Below are 18,125 nucleotides of genomic sequence, written 5' to 3'. Positions count from 1 at the left end.
CGTCGAGGCGGCGCGCGCGGGCGAGCAGGGGCGCGGCTTCGCGGTGGTCGCGGGCGAGGTGCGCTCGCTCGCGCAGCGGAGCGCGACGGCCGCCAAGGAGATCAAGCAGCTGATCGACGCGTCGGTCGAGCGCGTGCACAACGGCTCGGCGCTCGTCGGCCAGGCGGGCGAGACGATGACCGAGATCCTGCAGGCGGTGCGGCGCGTGACCGACATCATGGGCGAGATCGCGGCCGCGTCCGAGGAGCAGTCGAGCGGGATCTCGCAAGTCGGCCGAGCGGTCACGCAGATGGACGAAATGACGCAGCAGAACGCGGCGCTCGTCGAGGAGGCGGCGGCCGCCGCGTCGTCGCTGCAGGAGCAGGCGGCGCGGCTGCGCGAATCGGTGAGCGCGTTCCAGGTCGGCGACGGCGCGGCTGCCGGTGCGGGCGCGGCGGCGGGCGGCGGCCCGAGCGCGGCCGCATCGGCCGGCCGCGTCGAGCCGGCGCTCGCATGACGCAATCCCATACCTATATGAGCGGGATGTATTTCACAGCCTTGCGATCTTGTGACACCATCTGCGCTTTCGTCAGCGCGGCCCGGCCGGTCAGGCCGTCGCGCCCCCTCTATCGAGCCTGGATGGTTCTGCAAGCAAGCGAGACATAGATGAAGCGTCGCACTCTCCTGAAAGTTGTTTCCGCCGTCGCGGCCGGCGCGGCCGCCCTTTCCGTTTCCGTCGGCGCGCAGGCGCAGAGCAAGGTGGTCAAGGTCGGCACGGTCGCGGGCCCCGACGCGCAGGTCTGGCAGGTCGTCCAGAAGGTCGCGAAGGAGAAGCAGGGCCTCGACGTGAAGGTGATCGAGTTCAACGACTACGTGCAGCCGAACGCGGCGCTCGACGCGGGCGATCTCGACGCGAACAGCTTCCAGCACCAGCCGTACCTCGACAGTCAGGTGAAGCAGCGCGGCTACAAGATCGTGAGCGCGGGCCTCACGTACATCTCGCCGATCGGCGTCTATTCGAAGAAGTTCAAATCGCTGAAGGATCTGCCGGCGGGCGCGAAGGTCGCGCTGCCGAACGATCCGTCGAACGAGAACCGCGCGCTGCTGCTGTTGCAGACGCAAGGCGTGATCAAGCTGAAGGCGGGCGCCGGCACGGGCGGCAACAACGCGACCGTGCTCGACGTCGCCGAGAACCCGAAGAAGCTGAAGCTGACCGAGCTCGACGCCGCGCAACTGCCGCGCGTGCTGTCCGACGTCGATGCGGCGGTGATCAACACGAACTACGCGCTCGCGGGGAACCTGCAGCCGACCAAGGACGCGATCGCGCTCGAATCGCTGACGAGCCCGTACGCGAACCTGATCGCCGTGCGCGCGAAGGACAAGGATCAGCCGTGGGTGAAGAAGCTCGTGAAGGCGTATCAGTCGCCGGAAGTGAAGGAGTTCATCGCGAAGCAGTTCAAGGGCTCGATGGTCGCGTCGTTCTGAGCGCCGCCCGATAGCCTCGAATCGCCGGAAGGCCCGCGCATCGCGCGGGCCTTTTGCTTTGGCGAAGGCTCTTTGGGCGAAGCGGTGCGCGGGCCGCCGGCTCGGGCTCGTCGGTACTGTCCCGAAATATTGAATAGTCTGCGGAAATGGTATCCTCGGACGCTTGTCGCCGCGCCCCGTTTTTCGGCGCGGCGGCGCGGGCCGCGCACGTTCCGGGGAGCGCGGCCCGCCTACCATTCAGAACCGGGGGAGACAGACTCATGAAACGATTCAAGATCGTTGCCGCTCATTCGATCGCGGCGGGCGTCGCGGCGTTCGCGATGCTCGGCGCGGGCGCCGCGCACGCGCAGACCGTCAAGGTGCTGTCGATCGTCGATCATCCGGCGCTCGACGCGATCCGCGACGGCGTGCGCGCCGAGCTGAAGGCCGAGGGCTACGGCGACGACAAGCTCAAGTGGGAATACCAGAGCGCGCAGGGCAACACGGGCACCGCCGCGCAGATCGCGCGCAAGTTCATCGGCGACAAGCCCGACGTGATCGTCGCGATCGCGACGCCCGCCGCGCAGGCCGTCGTCGCGTCGACGAAGAGCGTGCCCGTCGTCTATTCGGGCGTGACCGATCCCGTCGCCGCGCAGCTCGTCAAGGGCTGGGGGACGACGGGCACCAACGTGACGGGCGTGTCCGACAAGCTGCCGCTCGACCGGCAGGTCGCGCTCATCAAGCGCGTCGTGCCGAAGGCGAAGACGGTCGGCATGGTCTACAACCCGGGCGAGGCGAACTCGGTCGTCGTCGTGACGGCGCTCAAGGAGATCCTCGCGAAGCAGGGGATGACGCTCAAGGAAGCGGCCGCGCCGCGCACCGTCGACATCGGCCCGGCCGCGAAGAGCCTGATCGGCAAGGTCGACGTGATCTACACGAACACCGACAACAACGTCGTGTCCGCGTACGAATCGCTCGTGAAGGTCGCGAACGAGGCGAAGATTCCGCTCGTCGCGGGCGACACCGACAGCGTGAAGCGCGGCGGCATCGCGGCGCTCGGCATCAACTACGGCGACCTCGGCCGGCAGACGGGCAAGGTCGTCGCGCGCATCCTGAAGGGCGAGAAGCCGGGCGCGATCGCATCGGAGACGAGCAGCAACCTCGAGCTGTTCGTGAACACCGATGCGGCCGCGAAGCAGGGCGTGACGCTCGCGCCCGATCTCGTCAAAGAGGCGCAGACGGTCATCAAGTAACGCGGGCGCGCGAGCCGTCGGAAGACGGACGACGCGGCTCGGTCGGCGCGCGCGGGCGGTCCCGACGGGCTGCGACGCGCGTCGGCGGGCCGCGACGAAGCGCGCAACGCGCGCGGCGGGCGGTCCGGGCCAGTCCGGGCCAGTCCGGGCCAGTCCGGGCCGGTCCGGGCCGGTCCGGGCGCGGCCGCCGCGCTTGCCGAGCGACGCCGTTCGCCGCGCCCCGTTCCGCCACGCGCAGCACGCTGCAACAGGATTTCCCCAACCATGTCCCTTTTCTCTCTTCTCGGCGCACTGGAGATCGGCCTCATCTTCAGCCTCGTCGCCCTCGGGGTGCTGATCTCGTTTCGCATCCTCAACTTTCCCGATCTGACCGTCGACGGCAGCTTTCCGCTCGGCGGCGCCGTCGCCGCGACGCTGATCGCCGCGGGCCACGATCCTTTCGCGTCGACGCTCGCCGCGATCGCCGCGGGCGCGTGCGCGGGCTTCGTCACCGGCTGGCTCAACGTGCGGCTGAAGATCATGGATCTGCTCGCGAGCATCCTGATGATGATCGCGCTCTATTCGGTGAACCTGCGGATCATGGGCCGGCCGAACGTGCCGCTCATCACCGAGCCCACGCTCTTCACGGTGCTGCAGCCCGACTGGATGCCCGATTACGTGCTGCGCCCGGCGCTGCTCGCCGTCGTCGTCGTGATCGCGAAGCTCGGGCTCGACTGGTTCTTCTCGTCGCAACTCGGCCTCGCGATGCGCGCGACGGGCGCGAATCCGCGGATGGCGCGCGCGCAGGGCGTCGCCACCGGCCGCGCGACGCTCGCCGGCATGGCGCTGTCGAACGCGCTCGTCGCGCTCGCGGGCGCGCTTTTCGCGCAGACGCAGGGCGGCTCGGACATCTCGATGGGGATCGGCACGATCGTGATCGGTCTCGCCGCCGTGATCATCGGCGAGACGCTGCTGCCCGCGCGGCGGCTCTTCCTCACGACGCTCGCCGTCGTGCTCGGCGCGATCCTCTATCGCTTCTTCATCGCGCTCGCGCTGAACAGCGAGTTCATCGGCCTGAAGGCGCAGGATCTGAACCTCGTGACGGCCGTGCTCGTGACGGCCGCGCTCGTGCTGCCCGCGACGCGCAGGAAGCTGTTCGCACGCAAGACGGGAGGCGCGTAAATGCTGTCCGCACAAGACCTGAAGCTCACGTTCAATCCCGGCACGCCGATCGAGACGCGCGCGCTGCGCGGGCTGTCGCTCGAGATCCCGAACGGCCAGTTCGTTGCCGTGATCGGCTCGAACGGCGCCGGGAAATCGACGTTCCTGAACGCGGTGAGCGGCGATCAGCCGGTCGATTCGGGGCGCATCGCGATCGACGGCGTCGACGTCACGCGCAAGCCCGCGTGGGCTCGCGCGCCGCTCGTCGCGCGCGTGTTCCAGGACCCGATGGCGGGCACCTGCGAGGCGCTGACGATCGAGGAGAACATGTCGCTCGCGATGGCGCGCGGCGCGCGGCGCGGTTTTCGATCGGCGCTGAACCGCGCGTCGCGCGAGCTGTTTCGCGACAAGCTGCGGCTACTGAATCTCGGGCTCGAGAACCGGCTCGCCGATCGCATCGGCCTGCTGTCGGGCGGGCAGCGGCAGGCGGTGAGCCTCCTGATGGCGTCGCTGCGGCCGTCGCGGATTCTGCTGCTCGACGAGCACACGGCCGCGCTCGATCCGAAGACGGCCGCGTTCGTGCTCGAGCTGACCGCGCGGATCGTCGCCGAGAGCAAGCTGACGACGATGATGGTCACGCACAGCATGCGGCAGGCGCTCGATTACGGCGAGCGCACGGTGATGCTGCATCAGGGGCAGGTGGTGCTCGACGTGTCCGGCGATGAGCGCCGCGGGCTCGACGTGCCGGACCTGCTGCAACTGTTCGAGAAGACGCGGCACGAGAAGCTCGACGACGACGCGTTGCTGCTCGGCTGACGGGCTGCCGGCGGCGGTGGGGCGGGGCCGACGCTTCGGCCGCGGTTCCGGCGGCGGGCAGCGGAGCGGCTGTGTCGTGGTTGTCGTGCGGGTTGTGCGGGTTGCGCGACGGTTGCGCGATCGATGGTTGCGCGGCGTGGCGGCCGTCGCGCACGGCGTTCCGGGCGGTCGACGAATGGGTGTGGCTTGCGGTTTGCGGCTCGTGGTTCGTGGGTTGTGGGTTGTGGTTCGTGGCCCGCGGCGCGCGGCCCGCGGCTTGCGACGAGGGCGAGCCGTTCGTTCGGGCTTCACGCGCGGCGGCTTCGTTCCGGCACGCGCGGCGGTGGCGGCTTCGTGCGCGCCGCGGCCACTGCGGTCACTGTCGCCGCTTTGCTCGGGCGGACGCCGCGGCCGGCCGGCGCGAGCGGTCTCGGGCGGCTGCCGGCGACGAACCTGCGGCGGTCGGGCCGGCGCGGCCGAGAGCGCATTGCGCGCGGTACGCGGCGGGTTCCGAATCGATTTTCCGTTCACTCCTCTGCCGAATGGCCGGTTTCGCATCGGTTGCTGTGCGTCGCGGATGCGTTGCCATATACTGTACAAACATACAGTAATCGGCAATGCGATGTCCGCTTCCTCCCTTTCCCTCGAATCGCTGCATCCGTCGCTTTGGCGAGGCTCCCAACTCGCGCGCGGCGGCCCGCGTACGGTCGATACCGGCCATGCGGCGTTGTCGGCCGAGCTGCCGGGGGGCGGCTGGCCGCTCGGCGGGCTCGTCGAACTGCTCGTGCCCCACGCGGGTTGCGGCGAGATGCGCGTGCTTGCGCCCGCGCTCGCGGCGACCGGCAGCGCGCGGCGGCCGCTTGCGTTCGTCGCGCCGCCGCAGCCGCCGCACGCGTGCGCGCTCGCCAGTCTCGGCGTGCCGCTCGACGCGCTGCTGTGGTTGCGCGCGGACAGCGGCGCGAACGCGCTGTGGGCGGCCGAGCAGGCGCTCAAGACCGGCTGCTGCGGCGCGCTCCTGCTGTGGCAGCAGAACACGCGCGCCGATGCGCTGCGCCGCCTGCATCTCGCCGCCGCCCGTGCGGGCGATACGCTGTTCGTGATGTTTCGGCCCTTGGCCGCCGCGCGGCAGCCGTCGCCCGCGATGCTGCGCGTCGCGCTGCATCCGTCGCCGGGCGGCGTGTCGGTCGAGATCGTCAAGCGTCGTGGGCCGGCGCACGGCGAGCCGCTTTCGCTCGAATTGCCGTCGCCCATCGTGGAGGGCCGCTATGCGCGTCTTGCTCGGCATTCATCTGCCGCGCCTGCCGCTCGACGTGTGCGCGCCGTCGTCGCCTGACGGCGGCGACGGCTGCGCGGTGCTCGAGCAGGGCGTCGTGCTGATCGCCGATGCGGCCGCGCGTTCGCGCGGCGTGCGCGCCGGCATGAAGCGCGGCGGCGTGCTGACGCTCGCACCCGGCACGCGGCTCGTGGAGCGCGATCCGGCGCGCGAGGCCGACGCGCTGCGCGCGGTCGCGCTCGCGCTGTTGCGCTTCTCGCCATGCGTCGCGCTCGACGACGAAGCGACGCTCGTCGTCGACGTCGGCGCAAGCCTGCGGCTATTCGGCGGCCTGCCGTCGCTGTGCCGGCAAGTGCGCGCGACGCTCGCCACGCTCGGCTACGCGGCGTGTCTTGCCGCCGCGCCGACGGGACGCGGCGCATGGCTGCTCGCGCGCGGGCCGGGCCGGCCGCGCACGCGGCGGCGGATCGTGCGGGCGGCATCGCTCGCGCGCGCGCTCGACGCGCTGCCGTGCGAGCTGCTGCCCGCCGCGCGTCCGTATGCCGGCTGGTTCGACGGCCTCGGCTGCCGCACGCTCGCCGACCTGCGCCGCTTGCCGCGCGCGGGGCTCACGCGCCGCTGCGGTCCCGCGCTCGTCGCCGCGCTCGATCGTGCGTACGGCGACGTCGCGGAGCCGCTCGCCTGGATGGCGGTGCCGCCCGTGTTCGACGCTCGGCTCGAATTGCCGGAGCGCGTCGAATATGCGCAAGCCGTGCTGTTCGTCGCGCGCCGGCTCGTCGTGCAGCTGTGCGGCTGGCTCGCCGCGCGGCAGTTGTCGCTGTCGGCGATGACGTTCGCGCTCGAGCACGAGCGCGGCCGCCAGGCGGTGCCGCCGACGTCGCTCGAACTCGCGTTCGCCGAGCCCGCGCGCGACGAGACGCACTTCATGCGCCTCCTCGGCGAGCGGCTCGCGCGCGTCGCGCTGCCCGCCGCGGTGATCGCGGTGCGCCTGGCGGCGACGCGCGTCGAATCGGTCGCGCCGCCCGCCGACGATCTGTTTCCGGAGCCGGGCGGCACCCGCGAGGCGCGCGCGCGGCTCGTCGAGCTCCTGAGCGCGCGGCTCGGCGCGGACAACGTGCTGCGCGCGGCGCCCGTCGCCGATCATCGCCCCGAGGCGGCGAACCGCTGGCTGCCGCTCGGCGCGCCGGCGGGCAGGCCGGCCGTGCCGGGCGTCGCGGCTCCGCGTCCCGCATGGCTGCTCGACCAGCCGCTGCCGCTCGCGATGCGCGAGAACCGGCCGTTCTATCGCACGCCGCTCAGGTTCGTGTCGTCGATCGAGCGGATCGAGGCCGGCTGGCTCGACGGCCCGCTCGTCGAGCGCGACTATCGCATCGCGCAGGACGACGATGGCGCGTGCTACTGGGTCTACCAGGAGCGCGGCAGCGGCGCGGCGAGGCAGTGCTGGTTCCTGCACGGCCTCTTCGGGTGAGCGGCATGGATGCGGCATCCAAGATCCTGCCCGACTACGCGGAGCTGTTCTGCCGGTCGAACTTCTCGTTCCTGCACGGCACGTCGTCGGCGGACGAACTCGTCGAGCGCGCGGCGGCGCACGGCTATCGCGGCATCGCGATCACCGACGAATGCTCGCTCGCCGGCGCGCCGCGCATGCACGTCGCGGCGAAGGCGAAGGGGCTGCCGCTCGTCGTCGGCGCGTACTTCGACGTGACGCCGGACGACGCCGCGCCGGGCCACGATCCGGGCCCCGGCGCGTTCGGCCTCGTGCTGCTCGCGCGGAACCGCGAAGGCTACGGCAACCTGTCCGAGCTGATTTCGTGGCGGCGGATGGACGCGCCGAAGGGCACCTACCGGCTCACGCCGCGGATGCTGGCCGCGCCGCCGCCGGCGCTCGCGCATCTGCGCGGCGTGCCCGATTGCTTCGCGATCCTCGTGCCGACGTATCCGGCGCGCGCCGACATGCTCGACGCGCAGCTCGCGTGGTTCGACGCGCTGTTCGGCGCACGCGCGCGGCTCGGGCTCGTGCAGCTGCAGCGCGCGCTCGACGGCGCGCATGGCGAGGCAGTCCGGGCGGCGGGCGAGCGGCGCGGAATGTGCGTCGTCGCGCTCGGCGACGTGACGATGCACAGGCGCTCGTGCAAGCCGCTGCAAGACGCGATGACGGCGATTCGGCTCGGCATGCCGATCGCCGAATGCGGCTACGCGCTCGCGCCGAACGGGGAGCAGCATTTGCGCACGCGCCATCGGATCGGGAAGCTGTTTCCGGCCGACGCGCTCGCGGAGACGTGCCGGATTCTCGATGCGTGTCGTTTCGAGCTCGACGAGCTGCGCTACGAATATCCGCACGAAATCGTGCCGGCAGGCTACACGCCGGCGAGCTATCTGGCGCAGGAAACCTGGGCGGGCGCGCGCGCGCGCTATCCCGGCGGCGTGCCGGAAACGGTGCGGAAAAGAATCGAGTACGAACTCGCGCTGATCGCCGAGCTCGAATACGAGCCGTATTTCCTGACGGTTCACGACATCGTCCAATACGCGCGCAGCAAGAACATTCTGTGCCAGGGGCGCGGCTCGGCGGCGAACTCGGTCGTCTGCTACTGCCTGCATGTGACCGAGGTGGACCCCGAGCGCAGCACGCTGCTGTTCGAGCGCTTCATCAGCCGCGAGCGCGGCGAGCCGCCCGACATCGACGTCGACTTCGAGCATCAGCGCCGCGAGGAAGTCATCCAGTATCTCTACGAGAAATACGGCCATGATCGCGCGGCGCTCGCCGCGGCCGTGTCGACCTATCGCCCGCGCGGCGCGCTGCGCGAGACCGGCAAGGCGCTCGGCGTCGATCCGATGCTCGTCGAGCGGGTCGCGAAGGAGCATCGCTGGTTCGACGGCAGCCGCGATCTGCTCGCGCGCTTCGAATCGGTGGGGCTCGATCCGGACACGCCGCTCATTCGCGAGTGGGCCAAGCTCGCCGCGCGGCTGCTGCGCTTTCCGCGCCATTTGTCGCAGCATTCGGGCGGCTTCGTGATCAGCCGCGGCAAGCTCACGCGGCTCGTGCCGGTCGAGAACGCGGCGATGGAGGGGCGGCGCGTGATCCAGTGGGACAAGGACGATCTGGAGGCGCTCGGGCTGATGAAGGTCGACGTGCTCGCGCTCGGCATGCTGTCCGCGCTGCATCGCGCGTTCGACATGGTCACCGCGTGGCGCGGCGGGCGGGACGGCAAGCCGTTCGGCATGGCGCACATCGAGCAGGGCGACGCGGCGACGTACGACATGATCTGCCGCGCGGACACGGTCGGCGTGTTCCAGATCGAATCGCGCGCGCAGATGTCGATGCTGCCGCGCCTGCGGCCGCGCGACTATTACGATCTCGTGATCGAGGTCGCGATCGTGCGGCCGGGGCCGATCCAGGGCGGCGCGGTGCATCCGTACCTGAAGCGGCGGCAGGGGCTCGAGCCCGTCACGTATCCGAAGGACGATCTGAAGCAGGCGCTCGAGCGCACGCGCGGCGTGCCGATCTTCCAGGAGCAGGTGATGCAGATCGCGATCATCGCCGCGGGCTTCACGCCCGGCGAGGCCGACGAGCTGCGCCGCGCGATGGCCGCGTGGAAGCGCAAGGGCAACATCGAGCAGTATCGGCGCAAGATCGTCGACGGCATGCGCGAGCGCGATTATCCGCCCGAGTTCGCCGAGCAGATCTTCGAGCAGATCAAGGGCTTCGGCGAATACGGCTTTCCGGAGAGCCATGCGGCGAGCTTCGCGCATCTCGTCTATGCGAGCAGCTGGCTCAAGTGCCACGAGCCGGCGATCTTTCTCGCGGCGCTCCTGAACAGCCAGCCGATGGGTTTTTATCCGCCCGCGCAGCTCGTGCAGGACGCGAAGCGCCACGGCGTGACGGTGCTGCCGATCGACGCGTCGGCGAGCGGCTGGGAAGCGTCGCTCGAAGCGCGGCCCGGCGCGGCGCCGCCCGGCGGGCAGCCGGCGGTGCGGCTCGGGTTGTCGCTCGTGCGCGGCCTGGGCGAGGACGCCGCGCGGCGGATCGAGGCGGCGCGCGCGGCGGGGCCGTTCACGAGCGTCGACGAGCTCGCGCGCCGCGCGCGCCTCGAGCGCCGCGATCTCGAGGCGCTCGCCGCCGCGAACGCGTTCGCGACGCTGGCCGGCAATCGCCGCGATGCGCTGTGGCAGGCGGTCGCCGCGGCGCCGGAGCGCGATCTGCTCGCCGCCGCGCCGATCGACGAAGTCGAGAAGCCCGCGCTCGGCGCGCCGTCCGAGGCCGACGACGTTTTCGCCGACTATCACACGATCGGCCTCACGCTGAACCGGCATCCGGTCGCGCTGCTGCGGCCCGCGCTCGACGCGCGGCGGCTGTCGTCCGCCGCGGCGCTGCGCGATCGCCGCAACGGCCAGCTCGCGCGCGCATGCGGGCTCGTGACCGCGCGGCAGATGCCGGGCACCGCGAAGGGCGTGCTGTTCGTCACGCTCGAGGATGAGACGGGCTGCGTGAACGTGATCGTGCGGCCGGAGCTGCTCGAGCGGCAGCGGCGCGAGACGCTCGATTCGCGGCTGCTCGCGGTGTCGGGCGTGTGGCAGTGCGAGAGCGACGTCCGGCATCTCGTCGCGCAATATCTCGAGGATCTGACGCCGCTCATCGCCGGCTTGCGGACCGAGAGCCGCGAGTTCCATTGACGCTCGCCGGCACACGCGGCGCGGCGGGCGCTTGCCGCGCGATCGCGATCCATCGATCCGGGCACCGCTCGCGGCCCGAAGGCGGCGCGCGATCTTCGTCAAGCGGCGCGGCGGCCCGCTCGCGCGCTCAAAGCGCGGCCGCGCATTCCTGCATGACGGCCGCCTTGCGGCGCAGATATTCGCGGAACAGCTCCGTCGACGATGCGGGATCGATCCGCACGTCCATCGCGTCGCAGAACGTCTTGACCGCCTGGACGGCATGCGCGAAGTGCGCGCTCTCGGTGCCGCCCGTATGAACCGTCACCCATGCGAGGACGAAGCGCACGCGCTCGGCAGGGACGTTCATCCGATGCTCGAACCATGTCTTGAACAGCGGATGGATGAACTCGACTTCGCCGTGCGTGTACACCTCGTGCACGAGCGTCGTGAGGAGGCCTTGCATCAGATCGCGGTTGCGCAGCCGCTGCCGGTCGGTCCAGTCCTTGAACGCCTGCGCGGCCGCGAGGCAGTTCGCCCTCAGCAGCCAGGCGTCGTCGCCGCAGATCGTCGTCGCCATGTTGTAGAACAGGTCGGCGTGCAGCGTGCCGCCGAGCGCGCCGAGATCTTCGTCGGTGATGCGCTGCAGGCTGCCGCATGCGTCGTAGAGCTTCGCCGACGCGGGCGACGCCGGATCGGAGCGCGCGAGGAGCGTCACGCGGTTCGCGAGGCCCGACACGCTCGCCGCCGAGTTGTTGGTCTTCGACCAGCTCGCGAAAAAGACGCGCAGCGCCTTCTTCGACGGCTTGCCGGACGTGAGCGCGTTGAACGCATGCTCGATGCGCGCGAGCGAATCCGCCTCGGCGTCGAACGCGTCGACGAGCGCGCGCTGGAGCGCGCCGGGCGCCATCCCTTCCAGCACGGGACAAACGATGTCGACAAGATTGGTTGGCGTGATGGTGATCGAGTTCATGCACGATTTCTCTCTGATGCGCATCGCTGCGGCTCTGGCCAGCCTAGCGCGATGTCGTAATGGATGATTGTCGAGTGCGCGTTGCGTCGATACCGCCCGGTTTCCAGAACGTGCACGCGGCGACCGCGGCGAGCAGGTGCGCGCACACGACGAGTGCGACGCAGCCTGCCCAGCCGAAGCGCTGCCATGCAGGAACCGGCAATACCGTTCCCACGCTGCCGCCCAGGTAATAGCACGACAGATAAAGCCCCACTGCGAATGTCCGGCCCTCGGAGGTCGAACGTGTGACGAACGCGCTCGCGGCCGTCTGGCCCACGAACACGCCCGTCGAACCTATCGCGAGCCCGAGCAGGATCACGGGCACGCCCGAATGAAGCGTCAGCAGCGCGCCCGCGACGCCGAGCCCGGCGGCGAGCAGCAGCAGATCCGCCGGCCGGCGCTTGCGCGACAGCCGCGCGGCCATCGGCGTGACGACGACGGCGAGCAGGAACACCGCGTAGATCGAGCCGATCGCCGCGGTGCCGAACCGATACGGCGGCTTCGCGAGATGGAGCCCGACGTACGTGAACGTCGTCACCTGCGAAAACAGGATGCACGCGCCGATGAAATACGACGCGAGCACCGGCCGGTTGCGGCCGAGCGCGCGCAGCGACATCGCCGACGGGGCCGCCGCGGGCGCCGTGCGCGCACGCGTGCGCGGCAGGCACAGATGGATCGCCGTGCCGGCGGCGAGCATCGTGTAGGCGAGCACGTCGAGCGCATGCGGCCAGTCGCTCGCCGCCGTCACGCCATTGACGATGAAGCGCCCGCCGAAGCCGCCGAGCGTCGTGCCCGCGACGAAGAAGCTCGTCATCTCGGTTGCCGTGTCGCCCTGCCAGGTTTCGCCGATGTACGACACCGTGACGGCGAACAGCACCGGAATGACGATCCCCGTTGCGATCCGCCCCGCGAGGAATTCGGCGAACGAATCCGCATGCGCGGTCCAGAGCGTGGGCAGCGCGAGCAGCAGCGCGGCGAACGCGATGATCCGGTGTCGATCGAAGCGGTGCGTCAGCATGCCGACGAAAGGCGCCGTCGTCGCCATCGCGACCGTCGTGACCGTAATGCCGAGCGCGGCTTGCTCGATGTGCGTGCCGAACGTGGCCGCGATCTGAGGCAGGATGCCTTGCGTTGCATACAGGCTCAGAAAAGCCGCGCAGCCGCACATGAAGAGTGCAAAGCGTAGCGTGTTGGTCACCACGGTTCGTTTCGGATTCTGAAAGAATGACAGTCTCCCCCGAGAGCGCGTATCCGGGCCAATACCGAATTCCGACCGATTGATACCGCAGGCGCAATGACGCGGACCGGCTGCGGCTGCGGTTGCGGCCGCGGTCGTGTTCGCGCTCGTGTTCGCGGCCGCGCGGGCGCCGCGTTCGCGCGCGATCGATGCGTCCGTTCACTCGCCGCGGTCCGCGTCAGGTGAGCAGCGAGCGGACCATGCCGTGCTTCCTGCCGAGATAGGTGCGCCATAGCTGCGCTTTCTCGCGGAACGCCGGCTCCTGCATCAGCAGCGCATGCATTTTCGGCAGGTTGTAGAGCGGCACGCTCGGAAACAGATGGTGCGCGACGTGAAAGTTGATATTGAGCGGCGCGATCGCGAGCAGCTCGAGCCAGTTGCCGTCGACGTGACGCGTGCGTTCGAGCTCGTGGCCGGCCTGCTCGAGATCGTGCTCGGCGATCACGCGGATGCGGATGAACGCGAGCGACAGCGTGAACATCGGCAGCACCCACAGCAGCAGGAAATACGGCAGCAGGCCGAAGCGCGCGGCGAGCGCGATCGCGCCGATCCAGAACGCGGCGAATTGCCGGCGCTCGGACGGCGTGAGCAGCTTTTCGCGGTTGCTGAGGACGCTGCTCCAGCCCGTCCAGCTGCGCAGCGTCGGCCACCATGCGCGCAGGTTCGCGCCGAACACGTCGCCGAGCAGGATTCGGCCGAACGCGGCGCGCGACTTGGGGAACGCGTAGTGCTCGTCCTCGACGAGGCGCGCCCAGTACGGATCGTTCGGCTTGTTCGTGAACAGATGATGCGGCAGATGGCTGCGCCGGTAGCACGACGTCACCATGCCGATCGGGAACGCGCACAGCCAGTTGCTGACGAGCTCGTTCGCACGGCGCGATTCGAAGAGGCGAAAGTGCGTCGCGTCGTGCATCACGATGCCGAGCGCATGCTGCTTGCATGCGAGATACACGTAGGCGGCGACGAGGCTCGCGACGACGGCGAGCCGCTGCGGCGCAGGCAGCACGGCGAACGCGTGCGCGAGGCTCGTGCCGCCCGTCAGGCGCGCGACGAGCGCGATCGGCAACGCGAACGCGATCGCGATGCCGGCCCATTGCCGCGCGATCACCCACGCGCAGCGCCACGGCCGGATCGTGCTCAGCGCATGCGCTTCGGTCGCGTATTTCTTGCGGTAGTTCACGGTGTCGGTGGAGGCGGTTCCGGAAGACATGATCGTGTGTCCTTGAAAGTCGTGACGTGCGCCGGCGATCCGCGTCACGCGAATTCGGCATGCGCGCGCTCGCCGAGCGCGGCGAAGCCGGCGTCGAGCGTGTCGAAGGCGAGATCGAGCTCGGCGATGCTGACGGTGAGGGGCGGCAGCAGGCGCACGACGGCGCCGTGGCGGCCGCCCGTCTCGACGATGAGCCCGTGCGCGAAGCAGTACCGCTTGAGCGCGCGCGCGAGCGCGGGCGCGGCGGGCCGCGCGCCGATCGCGTTCGGTTCGGCGTCGGGATCGACGAGCTCGATGCCCCACATGAGCCCGCGCCCACGCACGTCGCCGATTTCCGGATGGCGCGCGGCGAGCCATTCGAGCCGCGCGCGGACATGCGCCTCCTTTGCCGCCACGCCGGCGATCAGCCCTTCCGAGTCGATCACGTCGAGGCACGCGACGCCCGCCGCCATCGCGATCTGGTTGCCGCGGAACGTGCCCGCGTGCGCGCCCGCCTGCCAGACGTCGTAGCGCGCGTCGTAGACGACGAGCGCGAGCGGAAAGCCGCCGCCGATCGCCTTCGACAGCACGATCGCGTCGGGCCGGATGCCGCTTCGCTCGAATGCGAACATCGCGCCCGTGCGGCCGATGCCCGTCTGCACCTCGTCGATCACGAGCGCAATGTCGAGCCGTGCGGTCAGCGCGCGCAGGCCGGCGAGCCATTCGGGCGGCGCGGGAATCACGCCGCCTTCGCCTTGCACCGCCTCGACGATCACGCAGGCGGGCTTCGAGATGCCGCTTTCCGGGTCGCTCAGCATCGATTCGACGTAATGCAGCGATGCGGCCGCGGTCTGCGGCGCGCCGAGTCCGAACGGACAGCGATATGCGTACGGATACGGCATCACGTGCACGTCGGGCATCAGCGAGGCGACCTTGTCCTTCGCGCGCAAGTTGCCCGTCAGCGCGAGCGCGCCCGCCGTCATTCCGTGATAGCCGCCGTGAAACGCGATCACCGAGCGCCGGCCCGTCGCCGTCTTGAAGAGCTTGATCGCCGCTTCGATCGCATCCGCGCCGGACGGGCCGCAGAACTGCACGCGCGCGTGCCGCCCGAACGCGGGCGGCAGGATCTCGAACAGGCGCTCGACGAAGCGGTGCTTGACGGGCGTCGTCACGTCGAGCATCTGCATCACCTGGCCGCTGCCGACGAACTCGCGCACGCGCTCGACGATCGCCGGATGGTTGTGGCCGGTCGCGAGCGTGCCCGCGCACGACAGGAAATCGAGGTAGCGGCGGCCGGCCGTGTCGGTGAGCACCGTGCCCGCGCCGTGCGCGAAAACGGTGTCGAAGGTTTCCGCATAGGTGCGCGCGCTCGATTCTCGGGCGCGGACGAAAGCGTAAGCGGGATCGACGTCTTGCATGGCTACCTCACGAAAAAAGGGCGGAGCGGGGCGGCCCCGCATTTCAGGCGATCGGCGCGAGCGCGCCGCGCCGCAGCCGCTTGTGCAGCAGGATCAGCGCGACGACGGGCAGCACGCCGCCGAAGAGCGGGTCGTGACGATGCGGGAACGCGACGGCGAGCGCGACGCCGCCGTATGCGACCATCTTCTTGCAGAGCGCCTGCGCGAGTGCCGGATCGGCCGCGCCGGAGAACGCTTCGGGTGCGACGGCCAGGCCGATCGCGTGCGTCGCGAGCACGCAGACGAGCATCGCGGCCGACCCGAGCGTTTCGCCCCATGCGCGGCTCGCGTCGGCCGACACGAACGGCAGCGCCGCGCTGACGATCAGATACGCGTTCAGGCCGAGCGCGGTGCCGTGCAGCGGGCGGCGGCGCAGCAGCCACGCGGTGTGCGGCAGCGCGAGCAGCGCGCCCGCGAGCGCGGCGAGCCGCCAGTGCGCGTCGCCGTCGCCCGGCAGCGCGCGCATGACCAGCATGAAGCCGATCGCGGGCACGAACAGCACGGCGTTGCGCAGATAAGCGGTGATCAGATCGGGCATGACGCAATGGCCTCCTTCGATGTGTGTCAGTCTTGATGCCAGCGGAACGTCAGCGCGGCGCCGGCGAGGAACGCGAGCGTCCAGCCCGCGACCACGGCGAGCGGCCACGCGGCCTGCGCATAGCCGATGTCGCGGATGAACACGCCGCGCAGCGCGACGGCGAACTGGTTGGTCGGCAAAACGAGCAGCACGACGCGCAGCCAGTGCGGCGCGGCGCGCAGCGGGATCGTCAGATCGCTGAAAAACAGCAGCGGGAAATAGATCAGGTTGCACCACGCCTCGGCCGCGGCGACCGACCGCGCGCGGCTCGCGAGCAGCGTGCCGAGGCTCAGCAGCATCGCCGCGCCGAGCAGCACGATCGGGATCGCGCGCAGCGCGCGCGCGCTCCAGAGCGGCAGCGGCACCTGAAACAGGTAGCGCGCGGCGAGCATCAGCGTCACCGCCGCGGCGAGCATCAAAAGCACGCGCGACACGATCAGCGACGCGAGGAACACGAAGCGCGACACCGGAAAGCACACGTACATCTTGAACGTGTTGCGCTCGCGCAGCGTCGCGATCGTCGTGGCGGTCGACACGACGCCGATCGACATGAACGCCATGATCAGGATGCCGGTCGCGAAGAATTCGCCGTAATCGAGCGGCGCGAGCGCATGGCCGTCGTTTTCGAAGCGGGCCCGGTACGCGGCGGGCAGGCCCGCCTCGGATGCCGCGCAGCGCACGAGCGCGATCTCGATCGTGCGCGCGGCGGCGCGCGCCGCGAGCGGGCCGTTGAAGTCGTATGCGACGCGCACCGGATCGGTCGCACGCGCGGGCCAGATCACGCGCACGCGATCGCCGCTCGCCGCGCCCGCCGCGTTCGGCGCGACCACGCGGGCGCCGACCGTGCCGTTGCCCGCGAACGCGGCCTCGATCGCGGCGCGGCACGCGCGCGCCTGCGGCGCGGCGGCGTCGCCGTCGAACGCGAGCTCGACGACGCCGAGCGAGCTGCTCTTGCCGAACGCGACGAGCATCACGCTCATCAGCAGGATCGGAAAGACGAACGTCCAGAAGAGCCGCGCCTTGCTGCGCAATTGCCCGAGCAATTCGTTGCGCGTGAGGATCAGAAAGACCTTAAGCATCCGTCGCTCCTTCGGTGCACGCGCGCAGCAGATCGCCCTCGTCGGTCGGCGCGAATTCGAAGTGCCGGATGCCCGCCGTCTCCATCAGCGCGCGCAGCGTGCGATCGAGCCCCGCGCGGCCGAACGCGCCGATCTGCCGCGGCGCCGGCGCGACGATGCGCTGCACGTGCGCGTCCCGCGCGAGCACCGCGCGCACGCGGTCCGCCTGCGCGTCGTCGTCGACGTGGATCAGCGCGCGAAATTCGCCGACCAGACGCCGCTTGAGCGCGTCCTTGCCGCCCTGATAGCGCAGCGCGCCGTCGCGCACCCACAGCACGTCGTCGGCGATGGCGAGCTCCTCGCCCGCGTGGCAGATCATCACGACCGTGATGCCTGCGAGCGGGCCGCGCAGCAGGTCGAGCACGCTGCGCGTCATCGTGCGGTCGAGGCCCGTGAACGGCTCGTCGAGCGCGACGAGCGCCGGGCGATGCGCGAACGCGATGAACAGATCGAGCCGTTGCCTCTGGCCCTTCGACAGCCCGCTGTACGGCTTCGCGCGCAGCTCGTCGATCGCGAGCGCCCGCGCGACCGCGGCGTCCTGCTTGCGGTACAGCGCGCGATGCACGGCGAGGATCTCGTCGACGCGCGCGTGCTCCGCGTATTCGACGCGCTGCAATTGCGCGCCGAAGCGCCGCAGCTCGCGCGTGTCGCGCATGAATCGCGCGGCCGGCACGCCGAGGATCGTCGCGCCCTCGAGCCGCGCGCGGCGAAAGCCGAACAGCGCCTCGAGCAGCGTGCTCTTGCCGGACCCATTCGGCCCGACGATCGCCGTCAGCGCGCCCGCGCGAAAGGCGATATCGGTGGCGTGGAACGCGAAGTCGCCCGCCTTCACGTCGATGCGGCGCGCGGCGAGCGCGCTGGCCGCTCGGCTCGGCGCCGCTTCGCGTTCGAGCGGGCCGGCGGCGGCGGCGGCGTTGGCGGCGTTGGCGGCGCCGTCGGCTTGAGCGGCCTCGACGGCCGGAAACGGAACAGGGTTCATCGCAT

16 protein-coding genes are annotated in these 18,125 nt (G+C 70.5%); 9 read left to right on the top strand and 7 right to left on the bottom strand.

Annotated features, from left to right (window positions below; all coding sequences use genetic code 11):
• The 9 genes from X946_RS21280 to X946_RS21245 all read left to right on the top strand — a co-directional run.
• The coding region (locus tag X946_RS21280) for a methyl-accepting chemotaxis protein (protein WP_038751614.1) at positions 1-496 on the top strand (496 nt) is incomplete at its 5' end.
• Positions 493-645 carry a permease gene (locus X946_RS31910; RefSeq protein WP_081989920.1) on the top strand — a complete coding sequence of 51 codons (153 nt, stop codon included), beginning with the start codon at positions 493-495 and terminating at the stop codon, positions 643-645. The genes X946_RS21280 and X946_RS31910, both read left to right, overlap by 4 nt.
• Complete coding sequence (locus X946_RS21275) at positions 646-1,464, top strand: MetQ/NlpA family ABC transporter substrate-binding protein (protein ID WP_038751611.1); 819 nt, start codon at positions 646-648, stop codon at positions 1,462-1,464.
• 260 nt (positions 1,465-1,724) lie between these two features.
• Positions 1,725-2,696 carry an ABC transporter substrate-binding protein gene (locus tag X946_RS21270; RefSeq protein ID WP_038751609.1) on the top strand — a complete coding sequence of 324 codons (972 nt, stop codon included), beginning with the start codon at positions 1,725-1,727 and terminating at the stop codon, positions 2,694-2,696.
• 264 nt (positions 2,697-2,960) lie between these two features.
• Entirely contained in the window at positions 2,961-3,857 is an 897-nt protein-coding gene (locus X946_RS21265; RefSeq protein ID WP_038751606.1) for an ABC transporter permease, read from the top strand.
• Positions 3,858-4,652 carry an ABC transporter ATP-binding protein gene (locus X946_RS21260; protein WP_038751603.1) on the top strand — a complete coding sequence of 265 codons (795 nt, stop codon included), beginning with the start codon at positions 3,858-3,860 and terminating at the stop codon, positions 4,650-4,652. It begins immediately after the preceding gene.
• Positions 4,653-5,253: 601 nt separating this feature from the next.
• Positions 5,254-5,964: a translesion DNA synthesis-associated protein ImuA gene (gene imuA, locus X946_RS21255; protein ID WP_038751601.1), complete on the top strand. Its 711-nt coding sequence runs from the start codon at positions 5,254-5,256 to the stop codon at positions 5,962-5,964.
• A complete protein-coding gene (locus tag X946_RS21250; protein WP_038751598.1) occupies positions 5,897-7,372 on the top strand; it encodes a Y-family DNA polymerase in 1,476 nt (491 codons plus the stop codon). The genes imuA and X946_RS21250 overlap by 68 nt, the downstream gene beginning before the upstream one ends.
• A gap of 5 nt (positions 7,373-7,377) precedes the next feature.
• Positions 7,378-10,575, top strand: coding sequence for an error-prone DNA polymerase (locus X946_RS21245; protein ID WP_038751596.1), 3,198 nt, complete (start codon positions 7,378-7,380; stop codon positions 10,573-10,575).
• A gap of 127 nt (positions 10,576-10,702) precedes the next feature.
• On the opposite strand, the gene X946_RS21240 is transcribed toward X946_RS21245, so the two are convergent.
• The 7 genes from X946_RS21240 to X946_RS21210 form a co-directional block, all read right to left on the bottom strand.
• A complete protein-coding gene (locus tag X946_RS21240) occupies positions 10,703-11,524 on the bottom strand; it encodes a hypothetical protein (RefSeq protein WP_038751593.1) in 822 nt (273 codons plus the stop codon).
• Between the two features lie 43 nt (positions 11,525-11,567).
• Entirely contained in the window at positions 11,568-12,764 is a 1,197-nt protein-coding gene (locus X946_RS21235) for an MFS transporter (RefSeq protein WP_038751590.1), read from the bottom strand.
• A gap of 214 nt (positions 12,765-12,978) precedes the next feature.
• A complete protein-coding gene (locus X946_RS21230; RefSeq protein ID WP_038751620.1) occupies positions 12,979-13,980 on the bottom strand; it encodes a fatty acid desaturase family protein in 1,002 nt (333 codons plus the stop codon).
• A gap of 74 nt (positions 13,981-14,054) precedes the next feature.
• Positions 14,055-15,407, bottom strand: a complete 1,353-nt coding sequence (locus X946_RS21225) for a diaminobutyrate--2-oxoglutarate transaminase family protein (RefSeq protein ID WP_038751588.1) — start codon at positions 15,405-15,407, stop codon at positions 14,055-14,057.
• A gap of 43 nt (positions 15,408-15,450) precedes the next feature.
• Positions 15,451-15,984 (bottom strand): hypothetical protein, encoded by a 534-nt coding sequence (locus X946_RS21220; protein WP_038751585.1) that lies wholly within the window; start codon positions 15,982-15,984, stop codon positions 15,451-15,453.
• A gap of 26 nt (positions 15,985-16,010) precedes the next feature.
• Positions 16,011-17,102: an ABC transporter permease gene (locus X946_RS21215; protein WP_038751582.1), complete on the bottom strand. Its 1,092-nt coding sequence runs from the start codon at positions 17,100-17,102 to the stop codon at positions 16,011-16,013.
• The gene (locus X946_RS21210; RefSeq protein WP_038751617.1) at positions 17,095-18,120 is read right to left on the bottom strand and encodes an ATP-binding cassette domain-containing protein; all 1,026 of its coding nucleotides are present in this window, start codon (positions 18,118-18,120) and stop codon (positions 17,095-17,097) included. The genes X946_RS21215 and X946_RS21210 overlap by 8 nt, the downstream gene beginning before the upstream one ends.
• Positions 18,121-18,125 lie beyond the last annotated feature (5 nt).

The sequence above is a fragment of the Burkholderia sp. ABCPW 111 genome (assembly GCF_000773065.1).
GTDB classification, from domain to species: Bacteria; Pseudomonadota; Gammaproteobacteria; order Burkholderiales; family Burkholderiaceae; genus Burkholderia; species Burkholderia savannae.
This window is presented reverse-complemented; position numbering and strand designations above follow the sequence as displayed.

What these genes read in the sequence shown, in the direction of transcription:
- X946_RS21215 (WP_038751582.1), bottom strand. Translation starts at nt 17,102, where the DNA reads ATGCTTAAGGTCTTTCTGATCCTCACGCGCAACGAATTGCTCGGGCAA.
- X946_RS21210 (WP_038751617.1), bottom strand. Translation starts at nt 18,120, where the DNA reads ATGAACCCTGTTCCGTTTCCGGCCGTCGAGGCCGCTCAAGCCGACGGC.
- X946_RS21220 (WP_038751585.1), bottom strand. Translation starts at nt 15,984, where the DNA reads ATGCCCGATCTGATCACCGCTTATCTGCGCAACGCCGTGCTGTTCGTG.
- X946_RS21260 (WP_038751603.1), top strand. Translation starts at nt 3,858, where the DNA reads ATGCTGTCCGCACAAGACCTGAAGCTCACGTTCAATCCCGGCACGCCG.
- X946_RS21250 (WP_038751598.1), top strand. Translation starts at nt 5,897, where the DNA reads ATGCGCGTCTTGCTCGGCATTCATCTGCCGCGCCTGCCGCTCGACGTG.
- imuA (WP_038751601.1), top strand. Translation starts at nt 5,254, where the DNA reads ATGTCCGCTTCCTCCCTTTCCCTCGAATCGCTGCATCCGTCGCTTTGG.
- X946_RS21265 (WP_038751606.1), top strand. Translation starts at nt 2,961, where the DNA reads ATGTCCCTTTTCTCTCTTCTCGGCGCACTGGAGATCGGCCTCATCTTC.
- X946_RS21240 (WP_038751593.1), bottom strand. Translation starts at nt 11,524, where the DNA reads ATGAACTCGATCACCATCACGCCAACCAATCTTGTCGACATCGTTTGT.
- X946_RS21275 (WP_038751611.1), top strand. Translation starts at nt 646, where the DNA reads ATGAAGCGTCGCACTCTCCTGAAAGTTGTTTCCGCCGTCGCGGCCGGC.
- X946_RS21245 (WP_038751596.1), top strand. Translation starts at nt 7,378, where the DNA reads ATGGATGCGGCATCCAAGATCCTGCCCGACTACGCGGAGCTGTTCTGC.
- X946_RS21225 (WP_038751588.1), bottom strand. Translation starts at nt 15,407, where the DNA reads ATGCAAGACGTCGATCCCGCTTACGCTTTCGTCCGCGCCCGAGAATCG.
- X946_RS21270 (WP_038751609.1), top strand. Translation starts at nt 1,725, where the DNA reads ATGAAACGATTCAAGATCGTTGCCGCTCATTCGATCGCGGCGGGCGTC.
- X946_RS31910 (WP_081989920.1), top strand. Translation starts at nt 493, where the DNA reads ATGACGCAATCCCATACCTATATGAGCGGGATGTATTTCACAGCCTTG.